At 73.0% G+C, this 13,853-nt stretch carries 16 protein-coding genes and 1 rRNA gene; 8 read left to right on the plus strand and 9 right to left on the minus strand.

Features of this window, described 5'->3' with window-relative positions:
* Positions 1-209 precede the first annotated feature (209 nt).
* The 4 genes from rrf (at position 210) to EBO15_RS40310 (ending at position 1,841) form a co-directional block, all read left to right on the plus strand.
* Positions 210-326 (plus strand): 5S ribosomal RNA (gene rrf / locus EBO15_RS40295).
* Positions 327-458: 132 nt separating this feature from the next.
* The gene (locus tag EBO15_RS40300) at positions 459-839 is read left to right on the plus strand and encodes a VOC family protein (RefSeq protein WP_122199720.1); all 381 of its coding nucleotides are present in this window, start codon (positions 459-461) and stop codon (positions 837-839) included.
* Between the two features lie 59 nt (positions 840-898).
* Entirely contained in the window at positions 899-1,345 is a 447-nt protein-coding gene (locus tag EBO15_RS40305; protein ID WP_147481878.1) for a hypothetical protein, read from the plus strand.
* 157 nt (positions 1,346-1,502) lie between these two features.
* A complete protein-coding gene (locus EBO15_RS40310; RefSeq protein ID WP_199745133.1) occupies positions 1,503-1,841 on the plus strand; it encodes a Rossmann-fold NAD(P)-binding domain-containing protein in 339 nt (112 codons plus the stop codon).
* 66 nt (positions 1,842-1,907) lie between these two features.
* On the opposite strand, the gene EBO15_RS40320 is transcribed toward EBO15_RS40310, so the two are convergent.
* The 5 genes from EBO15_RS40320 to EBO15_RS40340 form a co-directional block, all read right to left on the minus strand.
* Positions 1,908-3,101, minus strand: coding sequence for an MFS transporter (locus EBO15_RS40320; RefSeq protein ID WP_233616801.1), 1,194 nt, complete (start codon positions 3,099-3,101; stop codon positions 1,908-1,910).
* Positions 3,102-3,193: 92 nt separating this feature from the next.
* The gene (locus EBO15_RS40325; RefSeq protein WP_122199724.1) at positions 3,194-4,186 is read right to left on the minus strand and encodes a hypothetical protein; all 993 of its coding nucleotides are present in this window, start codon (positions 4,184-4,186) and stop codon (positions 3,194-3,196) included.
* The gene (locus tag EBO15_RS40330; RefSeq protein ID WP_122199725.1) at positions 4,183-5,079 is read right to left on the minus strand and encodes an ABC transporter ATP-binding protein; all 897 of its coding nucleotides are present in this window, start codon (positions 5,077-5,079) and stop codon (positions 4,183-4,185) included. Before EBO15_RS40330 ends, EBO15_RS40325 begins: the two co-directional genes overlap by 4 nt.
* Positions 5,076-5,522, minus strand: coding sequence for a GntR family transcriptional regulator (locus EBO15_RS40335; RefSeq protein WP_122199726.1), 447 nt, complete (start codon positions 5,520-5,522; stop codon positions 5,076-5,078). Before EBO15_RS40335 ends, EBO15_RS40330 begins: the two co-directional genes overlap by 4 nt.
* Before the next feature lie 58 nt (positions 5,523-5,580).
* Positions 5,581-6,243 carry a response regulator transcription factor gene (locus tag EBO15_RS40340; protein WP_199745134.1) on the minus strand — a complete coding sequence of 221 codons (663 nt, stop codon included), beginning with the start codon at positions 6,241-6,243 and terminating at the stop codon, positions 5,581-5,583.
* 176 nt (positions 6,244-6,419) lie between these two features.
* Between EBO15_RS40340 and EBO15_RS40345 the strand changes: the two genes are divergently transcribed.
* Positions 6,420-7,268, plus strand: coding sequence for an oxidoreductase (locus EBO15_RS40345; protein WP_122199733.1), 849 nt, complete (start codon positions 6,420-6,422; stop codon positions 7,266-7,268).
* Between the two features lie 31 nt (positions 7,269-7,299).
* Here the strand turns inward: EBO15_RS40345 and EBO15_RS40350 are convergent, their stop codons facing one another.
* Positions 7,300-8,289, minus strand: a complete 990-nt coding sequence (locus tag EBO15_RS40350) for a diacylglycerol/lipid kinase family protein (protein WP_122199728.1) — start codon at positions 8,287-8,289, stop codon at positions 7,300-7,302.
* 94 nt (positions 8,290-8,383) lie between these two features.
* Between EBO15_RS40350 and EBO15_RS40355 the strand changes: the two genes are divergently transcribed.
* Both EBO15_RS40355 and EBO15_RS40360 read left to right on the plus strand, forming a co-directional pair.
* A complete protein-coding gene (locus EBO15_RS40355) occupies positions 8,384-9,421 on the plus strand; it encodes an alpha/beta hydrolase (RefSeq protein ID WP_122199729.1) in 1,038 nt (345 codons plus the stop codon).
* A 48-nt stretch (positions 9,422-9,469) separates the two neighbouring features.
* A complete protein-coding gene (locus EBO15_RS40360; protein ID WP_267898462.1) occupies positions 9,470-10,357 on the plus strand; it encodes an amidohydrolase family protein in 888 nt (295 codons plus the stop codon).
* 67 nt (positions 10,358-10,424) lie between these two features.
* Here EBO15_RS40360 and EBO15_RS40365 read toward each other — a convergent pair whose 3' ends face one another.
* From EBO15_RS40365 to EBO15_RS40375, 3 genes are read right to left on the minus strand one after another with little or no spacing between them, the layout of a single operon-like run.
* Complete coding sequence (locus EBO15_RS40365; protein ID WP_122199730.1) at positions 10,425-11,516, minus strand: cation diffusion facilitator family transporter; 1,092 nt, start codon at positions 11,514-11,516, stop codon at positions 10,425-10,427.
* Entirely contained in the window at positions 11,513-11,938 is a 426-nt protein-coding gene (locus EBO15_RS40370; protein WP_233616802.1) for an ArsR/SmtB family transcription factor, read from the minus strand. Before EBO15_RS40370 ends, EBO15_RS40365 begins: the two co-directional genes overlap by 4 nt.
* 26 nt (positions 11,939-11,964) lie before the next feature.
* Entirely contained in the window at positions 11,965-13,191 is a 1,227-nt protein-coding gene (locus tag EBO15_RS40375; protein ID WP_122199732.1) for a DUF6777 domain-containing protein, read from the minus strand.
* Positions 13,192-13,299: 108 nt separating this feature from the next.
* On the opposite strand from EBO15_RS40375, the gene EBO15_RS40380 reads away from it, so the two are divergent.
* On the plus strand, positions 13,300-13,853 hold a 554-nt coding region (locus EBO15_RS40380; RefSeq protein WP_147481879.1), incomplete at its 3' end, for a serine/threonine-protein kinase.

Below are 13,853 nucleotides of genomic sequence, written 5' to 3' on the forward strand. Positions count from 1 at the left end.
ATGGAAGCGCGGTAACGTGTGGAGTCGACCGGTACTAATAGGCCGAGTGGCTTGAACACACTGAGCGTTCAAACCAATCGCTGCTGTTCGAGATGTTCGCGTCCCTGTGTGGTTCCCAGGAAACAACTGGGTTCCGTACATGTGAATACTGAGCTTTAACGGCTCGGACGAGACTTGCCGGCCCTCTGTGGGGGGTTGTGCGTTGATCGTTCGGTGGTTATGGCGAGGGGGAAACACCCGGTCCCATCCCGAACCCGGTAGTTAAGCCCCTCAGCGCCGATGGTACTGCATGGGAGACTGTGTGGGAGAGTAGGACGCCGCCGGACTTATATTGGGTGGGGCCCGCCACATTGTGGCGGGCCCCACTCCTTTTATGGCCCCCGCTATTGCGGGGGCTTTTTTTATTGCTGGGCGGTCTCTTGATCGCGTGCTCGGGAGGTCGGTTCTAGGGTTGGCGTATGCGTATCGAGCGGCTTGATCATCTTGTTCTCACCGTCGCCGACATCGACGTCACCGTGGACTTCTACACACGCGTCCTCGGGATGGAGGCGGTGACCTTCGGGGCCGGGCGGAAGGCGCTGACGTTCGGGCACAGCAGGATCAATCTGCATCGGGCGGGGCACGAGTTCGAGCCCAAGGCATTGCGTCCGACACCGGGAAGTGCCGACCTGTGCCTGATCACCGAGGAATCGTTGGAGCAGGTGGTCGCGGACTTCGCCGCGCACGGGATCGAGATCGAGGAGGGGCCGGTGGAGCGGACGGGAGCCACCGGACCGATCCGCAGCGTGTACGTGCGGGACCCGGACCGGAACCTCATCGAGGTCAGCGTCTACCTCTGAGGAGGACGGGGCCGACGAAACGGGGGTGGTTCGTGGGGTGTGTGGTTATGCTCCCGCGCATGTCGAATCTGCCGCCGGAGATGCTGTACCGGATGTCGCCGCGCGGCCGTCGGAGGTCCCGGGGCGGGACGGTCCTGGGCGTCGTCGTGCTGCTCGGGATCGGCGGGTTCATCACCTGGCCGCATGTGAGCGGGTGGTTCCGGAACGATCCGGTGGTCGCCCAGATCATCCATTGCCAGGTGGAGGGGAGCCCGACGGAGCCGCCGCCACTGGAGAACTTCGACGTGACCGCGGTGTTCCGTAACCGGACCGGGCGGGCGCTGACCTTCCTTGTGAAGGACCGGTCGGGGCATGTGCTGACGAACGTCGACTTCCGGGCGGGGGATCCGGAGACGGAGACGATCGATCCGCACGGGACGGTGACCGAGGGGTACGAGATCCTGGGCTCGTTCAACAACACGTGCGGCGACATGGCGGTTCGGCCGAAGGTGCTCAAGGGGAACTAGTGGCTTAGTGGGGATGCCTGTCCGGAGGCCGGATCAGTTCGCGATGCACTGTGCTGTGACGCGTTTCTCTTCGATCGTCGGACCGGACACGTGCGCTTCCGGCAGCAGTTCCAGGCGGTCGAGGACCTCGACCGTCGACGAGCGAGACGTCGCCGCGGTGGCGGTCCTCGCCCTGACCCGGCCGCGGCACGCCGGCCGGACGTACCTGCTCACCGGTGAGCAGTCGCTGAGCCAGCCGGAGAAGGTCGCCGAGATCGGCGAGGCGGGCCGGACCCTGTCGTTCGTCGAGGCGGCCCCGGAGGAGATCCGCCGCGGCATGCTCGCCGCCGGCCTGCCCGACGAGGTACCTGAGCGGCTGCTCGGGTCGCTGGCCGACTACGCCCGCGAAGCCGGACCCACCAGCGACGACGTACGGCGGCTGCTGGGCCGTCCGGCACGGGCGTACGCCACCTGGGCGAGTGAGCATCACGCCGACTTCGCGGGAGGAGGGAGCTGAACTCGACGGCCAGGGGCTCGCGCCGGACGGCTCGATATCAGGTGCGTGCCTCGTGGGCCGCGTGGTTCATGGGGTGCTCTTCAGGTGCTGTGGCTGTCCGCGGCGCGTTAGCAGGACGAGGAGCATCAGGGCCGCGGTCGCGCCGCCCAGGAGCATGACGGTGGACGGGGACGTTCGGTCGACGACGAGACCGCCGGCCAGGGCTCCGGTGGAGAGGGTGGCCTGGAAGGACGCGGTGAACAGGACCGACGCGGCCTCCGGGGTCTCCGGTGTCGCGGCGGCGAACCAGGCCTGGGAGCAGACCGGCACGGCTCCGTAGCCGATTCCCCAGAGCGTCAGGAGGACGGCCGCTCCCACGGTGTCGTCGCCGAACGTGGGGAGGGCGAGGGTGGCCGAGGCGATGAGGGTGGCCGCCGCGGCCGAGGTCAGGACGGGGCGGCGGGCGACCGTGAGGCCGCCCAGGAAGTTGCCGGCCACGCCCGCGACGCCGTAGACCAGCAGGAACGCCGTCGGGGGAGCGTGGGTGACCTGCTTCAGGAAGGGCGTCACGTAGGTGTAGGCGCCGAAGTGGGCCAGGACGATCAGGACGGTGAACACGAGGGCCCGCCAGGTGCCCCCGGAGCGGAGCGCGCCGCGCAGGACGGTCAGGCGCGTGGCCCGTCCGGCGGGCAGGGGCGGCAGGACGACGGCCAGGGCGAGCAGGACCGTGAGGGAGAGCGCGGCCATGACGGCGAAGCTCGTGCGCCAGCCCGCCGCGTCCCCGATGAGGGTGCCGAGGGGGACGCCGAAGACCGAGCCCAGCGGGACGGACGAGAAGATCACGGCGGTCGCGCGGCGGACCTGGGACGGGGCGACGAGGCGGTCGGCGAGCCCGGCGGCGATCGACCAGAATCCGCCGATGACGACGCCGACCAGGACGCGGGAGAGCAGCATCGCCCAGAACGCGGGGGCGGTCGCGGCGAGGACGTTCGCGACGGCCAGCAGGAGCATGCACGCGCAGAGCATCAGGCGGCGGTCGAGCCGGGCGGTCGCGACGGTCAGGACCGGGGCGGCGACGGCGGCGAGGTAGCCGGGCATCGTCATCATCAGACCGGCCGTGCCGTCCGAGACGGTGAAGCCGGAGCCGATGGACGTGAGCAGGCCCACGGGCAGGATCTCGGTGGTGACGATGGAGAAGATGCCCATCGTGACCGCGAGCACCGCGGGCCAGCCCGGTGTTCGGGAGCGGGGCGGAGCGGGTGGGGCGGCGGTGGAGGTCATGGCGACGAGCCAACCGGGACGCCGCCGACGGGGCTGGCGGGATCGCGACGTCATAGTGGGCCCGCGGGGCTGGACGCGGGCCCGTCGCCCGGTCAGGCGATGCGGCGGCGTACCATCCAGACGGTCGCGGCGACCAGGACGGCGGCGAGGGCCAGCATCCAGCCTGTCTCGATGAACTGGAAGGTCCAGAAGCGTCCGGCGGGCTGGTAGTGGGTGACGATCTGGTAGTGCCGGGCGGTCAGCCAGTCGCGGAAGAGGGCGTTGGGCCGGTTGAGGTTCTCGGCCTGGAACCGCACGAAGAGCAGGTGCGAGTCGGCGGAGGAGACCGGGCGGCCGGACGGGTTCAGGTACGAGGTGCCGATGCCCCAGTCATCCGAGCCGATCTTGCCGAGGGTGGTGCGCGCGGGCATGTAGTGCGGGCGCAGGAGGAACACCGTCGCCATGATCAGGCCGAAGGTGACGAGGAAGGACGCGCCGATCCCGACGAGCACCCGGCGGAACAGGACGCCGAGGAAGACGCCGATGGCGAAGCCCAGGACGGTCTGCGCCGGGAACACCAGGCCGTCGAACTCGAACGGGAGGTAGCCGCCGAAACGGCCCGGCAGGGCGTGCTCGAAGGGCGCGTTCCAGTACTTGTAGGCCGGGGCGAACGCGGCGCTCAGGGCCACGAGGCCGGCGATGATCAGGGCCAGTTTGGTGACGAGCCAGCGGGTGCGGCCCGCGCCCTGCGTCCAGGCGTAGCGGAACGTGCCGGTCTCCAGCTCGCGGGAGATGAGCGGCCCGCCGAGGAACGCGCCGATCGCCGCGGGCAGCACCAGCAGGAAGATCAGCAGCAGGTTCGCGGTGGAGTACTGGCTGGTGAAGGTCACGGACGCCTGGTCGCAGCGCGTGCCCGACTTGAAGGACGCGCACTTGTCCAGGCCGAGCTGGGTGTAGGTGTCGCGGGCGTCCAGACCGCCGAGCAGGAGCAGGCCGGCGAGTCCGGCGAAGAGCAGGGCCGTCCCGCCGAGGGCGAAGCGGTGCTGGCGCCAGGCGACCCAGGCCGGGCCGAACCGGGGGAGGGCCGAGGACGGGAGCGTGGTCATCGGGCGACCGCCTTCGGGCCGGGCAGCGCGGCCGCGGCCGGTTCGCGCATGTAGGTCAGGACGATCTCCTCGAGGGTGACCGGGTGGTGTTGCCAGCCCGGTGGGACGGGGAAGCCCTCCGCGCAGCGGACGAGCAGGTGGGCCTGCGCGTGCGCGCGGCGCTCGCGGACGACCGGGAGCAGCGCGGCGACCTCGTCGGCCTGGTCGGCGGGGCCGACGAGGACGTGGTGCTCGGCGGTCAGGTCCTCGACGCCGCCGGACACCTGGACGCGTCCGTCCTGGAGGACGACCAGGTAGTCGCAGACGCGCTCCAGTTCGGCGACGACGTGGGACGAGAAGACGACGGAGACGCCGTCCTCGGCGACCGCCGCCATCAGCGAGGACATGAACTCGTGCCGGGCGAGCGGGTCGAGCGCGGCGAGCGGCTCGTCCAGGACGAGCAGGCCGGGGCGCTTGGCGAGCGCGAGGGAGAGCGCGACCTGCGCGCGCTGCCCGCCGGACAGGGCGCCGACGCGCCGGTCGAGCGGGATGCCGAGTTCGGCGAGCCGGTCCTGGGCGGTCCGCTCGTCCCAGCGGCGGTTCAGGCTGCGTCCGACGCGGAGCATGTCGGACACCGTCAGGTTCCGGTAGAGCGCGGCGTCCTGGGCGACGAACGCGACCATGTCGAGCGCGTCGGGGGAGCCCGCGCGGTGCGCGCCGAGCAGGCGGACCTCGCCGGCCGTGGGCGTGGACAGTCCGACGGCCATGCTGAGGAAGGTGGTCTTGCCCGCGCCGTTCGGGCCGACCAGCCCGACGATGTGGCCGCCCGGGATGCTGAGGGAGCAGTCGCGGAGCGCCCAGGAGCGTCCGTAGCGCTTGCCGAGGCCGCGCGCCTCGATCGCGACGGCGTTCACGCGATCCCCTCCGTCCGGCCCTCGCCGCCGGCGCCGGTGTCCTTGTGGCGGTCCAGGAGGGCGGCGGTGAACAGGGCGGACATGCCCGCGTCGTCCAGTCCGGCGGCGGACGCGGCGCGCATCCAGTCCAGCAGGGTGCGGCGCAGGTCGGCCTGCTCGCGGATTCCGGCGCGGTCGAGGGTGCGCTCGACGAAGGTGCCCTGCCCGCGGCGTCCGGCGACCAGGCCGCGGTGCTCGAGCTCGCGGTACGCCTTCAGGACGGTGTTCGGGTTGATCGCGAGCCCCGCGACGACGTCCCGGACGCGCGGCAGCTGGTCGCCGAGCCGCAGGTGGCCGAGCCGGAGCGCCTGTTCCACCTGATGGACGAGCTGGAGGTAGGTCGGCACCCCCGAGCCGGGGTCGAGCCGGAACACGATCGGCGACGGCCCTTTATCTATAGTCATAGTTATAGAGTTAAGGGGTGGTGGTCGCGTGGTGTCAAGCCGAGCCCGGGCGGGGGCGTCAGGGGACGAGACCGAGTGAGCGCGCGCGCAGGCCCGCCTGGAACCGGGAGTCGGCGTCCAGCAGCTCCATGAGCTCGGCGACGCGGCGTCGGTAGGTGCGCAGCGAGATGCCCAGCCGACGGCTCGCGGCCTCGTCCTTCATGCCGTCCGCGAGCAGCGCGAGGATGGTCCGGCTCTGGTCGCCCAGCGGCGGGATCTCGGCCGTCCGGTCGCCGAGGTCGACGGCGTTGCGCCAGGTCGCCCAGAAGAGCGTGAGGATGCCCGAGACGACGGCGGGCGTGCGGACGACGGTGAACTCGCGCTCGCCGCCACGCGTCTTGCCCGCGATCACCGCGACCCGGCGGTCCACGACGATCGTCTCGTTCGGGATCGGGCAGTCCAGGATCCGCACGCGCGGGCCCCGCCCGGCGAGATCGGTCAGGAGCCGGACGGCCGTGTCGTCCGCCAGCACCTCGCTGCCGTACATCTTGTAGACGCGGACGTCGGGACGCGCGCGGCGCGCGGCGACGATCTGCTCGCGCGCGCCCGGCAGCGCCCACGTGCGCGGATGCGCCGCCGCGCACACGAACTCCTCACGCGCGTCCGCGAACAGCGGCGCGGCGCGCTCCACCAGCTCGCGCTCTCCGCGCAGCACGACATTCTGATCAAGGTCGGTACTCATCGGCACCAGTGTCCGCCATCGCGCGGACCTACGCGGCGGCCGGTTCCGATGAAGCGCGGGGGATCGGCGAAGCGCGGGGGCCGGCGGCGGCCCGTCCCGGCAAAGCGCGGGCGGTGGTTTGGCAGCTTGGTGCCAGCGGCTCGTCCGAAGCGGCGCGCGGCAGCATGATCGTCCCCATGACGACCTTCGACATCGGTGGCGACCTGCAGGTTCGGCGGATGGGCTTCGGCGCGATGCGCCTTCCCGCGAGCGAGCGCGGCGGGCCCGCCAACGACCGCGAGACCGGTCTGGCCGTGCTGCGCCGCGCGGTCGAGCTCGGTGTGGACCACATCGACACCGCCGCGTTCTACTTCTTCGGCGACCTCACCGCGAACGGCATGATCCGGGACGCGCTGCACCCGTACGCGGACGACCTGGTCATCGCGACCAAGGTCGGGCCGCGCCGCGAGCCCGGCGCGCCGATGCCGACCGGGCAGCTCGCGGCGGACGAGCTGCGCGGCGAGGTCGAGCGCAACCTGCGCGACCTCGGCCTGGACCGGCTCGACCTGGTGTATCTGCGGCCGGGCGGGATCGAGGCGCCGGGCGGCGAGTCCGTCGCCGAGCGGTTCGAGGCGCTCGCCGCGCTCCGCGAGGAGGGCCTCATCCGGCACCTCGGCGTCAGCCACGTGGACGCGGCCCAGCTCGCCGAGGCCCGCGCGATCGCGCCGGTCGCGGCCCTGCAGAACCGCTTCGACATCACCCGGCCCGCCGACGTCGAGATGCTCCGGGTGTGCGAGCGCGGCGGCATCGCCTACGTGCCGTACTTCCCGCTCGGCGGGTTCGGCGTGCCGGACGACGCGCGCCTCAAGGCCGTCGCCGCGCGGCACGACGCCACGCCCGCCCAGGTGCTGCTCGCCGGGCTCCTGGCGCTGTCGCCGGTGACGCTCGCGATCCCGGGCACGTCCTCGCCCACGCACCTGGAGGAGAACGTGGCGGCGGGCGAACTCACCCTCACCGAGGAGGACCTGCAGGCCCTCCGGTCCTGACCCGCCGGGGCCGGGGCCCGCGGGTTCCGGGCTAGGTGTCGATGAAGGACTGGGGGACGATGACGCGGAGCGCGTTGCCGAGGAGGCGGATCGTGACGGGGGTGCGGGCGCGGATCTCGCCGTCCACGTCGACCGGGAGCGGCGGGTCGGTCGTGATCCGGACCTGCTGCGTGGTCAGGAACGCCTCCTCCTCCAGCGACCGCCACGGGCCGGTCAGGACGTGGCGGGCGGTCGCGGACGCCAGGCGCATCCGCCGTCCGTCGCCGAGGCGGTAGACGGCGAGGAGCCGGTCGTCGGCGCTGGCGTCCCGCGCGATGCGCTGCCCGCTGTGGTGCGCGCCGTTGGCGACGTTCAGCTGGTGCGTCTCGACCTCGGTGGTCTCGCCGCCGATCTCGATCGTGGCGCGGAACGCCCGGTGCCGGGGGAGTAGCCGCGCCGCCGTCAGCGCGTACGCCGGACGGCCCAGCGCCCGCTTCAGCTCGTGCGGGACGTGCCGCGCGACCTCGACCGACAGCCCGAGGCTGACCATGTTCGCGAACACGTGCCCGCCGGACGGGTCGCCGCCGGACGGGTCGTCCCCGGCCGCGGTGCCGCCGGTGCCCTCGAACCAGCCGACGTCCACGTCCGCGACCTTGCCGGACGTCAGGACGCCGACGGCGCCGCCGAGGTCCATGGGCAGCTCGAGGCTGCGCGCGAAGTTGTTGGTGGTGCCGAGCGGCAGGACGCCGAGCGCCACGTCCCGGTGCGCCAGGTGCCGGACGGCCTCGGCGACCGTGCCGTCCCCGCCGCCGACGACGACCAGGTCGGGGGCGTCCGCGAGGACGCGGCGGAACAGCGCGCGCAGCCCGGTCGGGTCGGTGACCGCGACGACCTCGGCGAACTCCAGGCCACCGGCCGTGAGCAGGCTCCGCGCCCGGTCCTTCAGGCGGCGGCCGCGCCGGGACCTGGCGTTGACGATCAGCACGGCCCGGCCCGATCCGTCGCGGATCGCGGTCTCCAACTCGGCCTTCGAACGCGGCAAAACAACCCTTTCCGTGATTACCCTGCGTTATAACGCCCTTGACGCGGGGAATACGTCCTTCAGGTAGATAGAAGGTTTTGAGCGGGGCGGACGGATGCGACGGCGCGGCTGGCTCGGAGCCGGACTGGTCACCGGCGCGGCCCTGGCGGGGCTCGCGGCGACCTCGGGCTCGCTGCTGCCGCTGACCCTCCCCTTCTCCATCGCCCCGGGCGGCCCGGCCCCCGCGTCCGTGCCCGCGGCCGACGACGGCGCGACCGTGGTCGGCGAGCGGCGGCGCGGCGAGCGGGTGCTCGACCTGGCCGTCCGGTCGCCGGTGCTCCCGGACGTCGCGCGCGTCCGGCTGCTGCTGCCGCCGGGCTGGCGGCGCGGCTCGGAGCGCACGTGGCCGGTGCTGTGGCTGCTGCACGGCCTGCGCGGAGACCACGGGTCCTGGACCGACCACACCGACGTGGAGCAGCTGACCGCCGACCTCGGCGTGCTCGTCGTCATGCCGGACGGCGGGCCCAGCGGCCTCCACACCGACTGGTGGAACCGGGGCGTGGGCGGCGTGCCGCGCTGGGAGACCTTCCACCTGACCGAGCTGCGGCAGATCCTCGAACGGGGCTACGGCGCCGGGACGGCCCGCGCCGTCGCGGGATGCGGCCACGGCGGTCTGGGCGCGCTCGGGTACGCCGCGCGGCATCGCGGACTGTTCCGCGCCGCGGCGTCCTTCAGCGGCCCGCTCCACATCCTGTACAACGATCCGGGCGGCCTGGACGTGTCCGATCTCGTCGAACTGGCCGTCGCGATCGGCTCGCGCGGCGCGGACTGGACGGACGTGTGGGGCGATCCGGACGAGCAGCGCGTCGTGTGGCGCCGGCACAACCCCTACGATCTGGCCGACCGGCTCGCGGGCGTCCGGCTGCACGTGGCGTCCGGCGACGGCACGCCCGGCCCGTTCGACCCGCTCCCCGCGCCCGGCCCGGACGTCGTGGAGGGCCTGTCCCACCTGCTCGGCGTCGAGTTCGCCGGGAAGCTGAAGAAGCTCGGGATCCCGGTCTCGACGCACTTCTACCGGGGCACGCAGGGCTGGGCCTACTGGCAGCGCGAGCTGCGCGCCGCCCTGCCGCTGCTGGTCGCGGAGATCACCTGACCTTGGGCGGGTCCGCGGGGACGGCGTGGGGCGGCTAGGCTCGCGGGCGTGACTGAACCGCGTTCGGATTCGTGGGTCGCGGGGGTCTGGCGTGAGCTCGGACTGCCCGGCCTGATCGACGTCCACGTCCACTTCATGCCGCCGCGCGTGACGGCGGCCGTCTGGCGCTACTTCGACGAGGCCGGGCCGCTCGTCGGGCACGAGTGGCCCATCCGCTACAAGTGGCCGGAGGACGAGCGGGTCGAGCACCTGCGGTCCCTGGGCGTCCGGGCGTTCACGTCGCTCCTGTACCCGCACAAGCCCGGCATGGCCGAAGCGCTGAACGGCTGGGCCGCCGAGTTCGCGGCCCGCGTGCCGGAATGCATCCCAACCGGGACGTTCTTCCCCGAGCCGTCCGCCGCGTCCTACGTGCGGCGCGCCCTGGAGGTCGGGACGAAGGTCTTCAAGGTCCACCTTCAGGTCGGCGGCTTCGACCCGCGCGCCGACGAGCTGGACGAGGTGTGGGGGATGCTCGCCGAGTCCGGCGCGGTCGCCCTCGTCCACGCGGGATCGGGCCCGGTCGCCAACGGCTTCACCGGGCCCGGGCCGTTCGGCGGCGTCCTCGAACGCCACCCCGGCCTGCGGACGGTCGTCGCCCACCTCGGCGCGCCCGAGTTCACCGGCTTCTTCGACCTCGCGGACCGGTACCCGGACGTCCACCTGGACACGACCATGGCGTTCGTCGACTTCACCGGCGGCCTCGGAGTGTTCCCGGAGGGCGAGATCCCGCGCCTGCGCGACCTCGGCCTCGCCGGGAAGGTCCTGCTCGGGACGGACTTCCCGAACATCCCCTACCCCTACGCCCACCAGCTCGAAGGGCTCGTCCGGCTCGACCTGGGCGACGAGTGGCTGCGCGCCGTCTGCTGGGACGGCGCCGCCAAGCTCCTCGGCCTCTGAACCGCCGACGGGACGCCACTGACGCGCCGGACGCCCCGGCGCGTCAGCGCCCGCGTCAGCGCCCGCGTCAGTGGCCGCAGGGCGGCTGACCGCCGGACGCGGGCGCGGGCTCCTCGGCGAGGTGGTCCGGGACGTGCCGGGGGCCGTGCGGGTCCTCGCAGTGGAACTCGTCATCGACATGATCGACCTCGAGCGTGGTGTGGGTGATGCCGTAGCCGTCCCGCAGCAGCTCCTGGAGATCGCGCCGGACGCCGTGGCAGTCGCCCTCCGGGTCCACCAGCACGTGCGCCGACAGCGCCGGGTAGCCCGAGCCCAGCTCCCAGACGTGCAGGTCGTGGACCTCGCGGACGCACGGCCGGTCGGCGAGCCGGGTCCCGATCTCGGTCGGGTCCAGGCCCGCCGGGGCCGCCTCCATGAGGACCCGCCCGGCCTCCTTCAGCAGGCCCCAGCCCGCCTTCAGCATCAGCGCGGCGACGACCAGCGAGGCGATCGCGTCCGCACGCGAGAACCCGGTCAGCCAGATGACCGCGCCGGCGATCGTGGTGGAGATGAACGCGTACAGGTCGTTCAGGATGTGCTGGAACGCGCCCTCGACGTTCAAGCTCGACCGGTTCGCCTTGCTGAGCAGCCAGGTCGCCAGGAGGTTGACGGCGATCCCGGCGAGCGACGTCCAGAACACCAGCGCGCCGTGGACCTCGGGCGGACGGGCCAGCCGCATCGCGCCCTCGAACACGAAGTATGCGGCGAGCAGGATCAGCGTCAGGCCGTTGAGCTGCGCCGACAGGATCTCGGCGCGGCGCAGGCCGTAGGTGTAGCCGCCGCGCGGCGGGCGCGCCGCGATCCGCATCGCGACCAGCGCCAGCACGATCGCGAACGCGTCGGTGAGCATGTGCGCCGCGTCCGACAGCAGGGCCAGCGACCCGGCGACCAGGCCGATCACGACCTCGCCCGCCATGAACGCCAGGATCAGCGCCAGCGTGCCCATGAGGTACCGGCGGTCCGCGCCGGGGGCCACGCCGTGCCCATGGCCGTGCCCGTGCCCGTAACCGCTCGCGGGCTGCGCGGCCCGGCCGTGGTCGTGGTCATGGCCGCGGGTGGTGGGGGCGGGGCTTCCCGTGGCTCCCGCGTGGCCGCCGGTGCCGGTCTCCTCGCCGCTCATGCGCGTTCCTTCGTGTGGCCGACGTGGGTCAGGGCGAGGTCGAGCAGCATCCGGACGTGCGAGTCGTCCAGCCGGTAGTAGGCCATCCGGCCCGCGCGCCGCACCCGGACGACCCGGCTCGCGCGCAGCAGCCGCAGCGCGTGCGACACGGCCGACTCCGAATGCCCGCACGCCGCGGCGATGTCGCAGACGCACATCTCGCCCCCTTCGAGCAGCGCCGTGATGACGCGCAGCCGCCCCGGATCGGCCAGCAGCCCGAACACCTGCGTGAGCTCGGTGATCACATCGGCGTCCGGCAGGGCCGCGGAGACGTGGGCGACCTTCGCGGAGTCGACGACGCGGACGGCGCAGGCGGCCGCCGGGCCGTCCACGGTCATCGGGCCGCCCGCGGTCGCCGGGTCGTCATATGAAGCACTGCTCATATGAGCAAAGATAGCGCATTCCCTGGTCAGGGCCGATTCCGCCTGTCGGAATCGGTGTTCCCCACGGGGGACGAGCGATGCCTGGCGCCCGCCGTGGAAGGGGTTGCGGAGTCCGTGGAGGGACTCTCCGCGGGCGGGGGATCGGTCGCGGGTGGGACGTGGGTCACGTCCGGCGGCGGGGTCCCGGCGTCCGTGGGGCGGTGGCTCCCGGTCCCGGTCGGGTCCTCGGTGGCCGTCCCACCGTCGGACGGGCCACCGGAAGGCGGGCCGGACGTGGTGCCCCCGGGCCTGGGCGGCGCGGGCCGGTCATGACCGGACGGCGTCCCGGGCGTGGGACGGTCGGGCGTCTGCCGCGGCGGCGGGGCCGGGGCCGGTGCCGGGTTCGCTGGGGCGGGTGAGGCCGGTGGGGCCTGTGTGGAGAAGTGGCTCTCGGCCGAGAACGTCGACCTCGGGCTGGAGGCGGACTTCGGGCTGGACGTGGCGCGCGGTGCGGCCGGTCCGACCGGGGGCTCGGGGACGCGCGGGCCGTCCACGTTGCCCTGCGTGCCGCGCGGACGGACGAACGCGTCGCGGCCGTTCGGGTCGGAAAGGACGAATCCCTCCGCGGGCGTGCGCCCGGGCTGTATTCTCGTCACCTTTCCGGTATGGAAATCCGGCCAGGACGGGCCCGTATAGCGCGATCCCCCGAGAGAGAGTTTCGCATCGGGCGGAGTCAGCGGATTGCCGCAATTGCACTTTACGACGGGAACGCCGTACTCATTGATCAGAACGCCCATTCCGGTCTCCAGGACGGCGGGCGCCCCGGTGGCCTTCCCGGCCCGGAATCCGTGGTTGGTGACCAGGGTGTCCGAGCGCAGGTGCACGGGGGTCAGCCGGGCCACGAACGCGCCGATGCGGCGGGGCTCGATGCGCTGCACCGAGGCCCACGCGGCGGCCCGGTCGGGATGCGCGCGCAGGAACGCCACCAGGCGCTCCGCGTCGCAGTGGGACGTCCGGCGCGTCCCTCCGTACAGGCCGGGGGCGTCGCCCGCGCTGTTCCCGCCGGGGGCGGCCGCGCCGGACCCCGCCGAGGCGAGCCGCTGGTCGGTCCCGGCCCTCGGGGCGTACGGATCGGGGCCCGGATCGCCGACCGTCATGCGCGCGATCGTCGTTCCCGGGTCGCTGCACCCCGCCGCGCCGGAAAGGACCAGGGCGGACGCCGTGGCCGCCGCGGAGAAGGCCCGCGCGTGCCGCCGGAAATGGATCTCCGTCATCACCGTTCCCTCACTGAGCGTCGAACGCACATATACTCTTCGATGACACGGAGCGGCCGGCGGATCGCATTCAATTGGTCGTGATTTTGTAACCGGGGAGTACGTGCGATGGCCGTTCCGAACCCCCCGTTCGCCGTCCGTCCCCTGCTTCCCGCGGACCCCGGACGGCTCGGCGGGCACCGGCTGGTCGGCCGTCTCGGCTCCGGCGCGCAGGGCGTGGTCTACCTCGGCGAGGGCCCGGACGGGCCGGTCGCGATCAAGCTGCTGCACGAGCGGCTGCTCGACGACGCGCGGGCGCGGGCCCGGTTCGTCCGCGAGCTGTCGCTGCTGCCGCGCGTCGCCGGGTTCTGCACCGCGCGGTTCCTCGGCACCGGCGAGCACGGCGACCGGCCGTTCCTCGTCAGCGAGTACGTTCCCGGGCCGTCCCTGCGGGACCTGGTCGCCGGGCACGGGCCCCGGCGCGGCACCGACCTGGACCGGCTGGCGGTCAGCTCGATCACCGCGCTCGCCGCGATCCACCGCGCCGGGATCGTCCACCGCGACCTGAACCCGCGCAACATCCTGCTCGGACCGGACGGCCCGCGCGTGATCGACTTCGGCGTCGCGCGCGCCCTGGACGGCGGCGCGCCCGCCGTCACCGGGCCGACCCCGGCCGCCACGGG

The sequence above is a fragment of the Actinomadura harenae genome (assembly GCF_003696215.1).
Taxonomy (GTDB): domain Bacteria; phylum Actinomycetota; class Actinomycetes; order Streptosporangiales; family Streptosporangiaceae; genus Spirillospora; species Spirillospora harenae.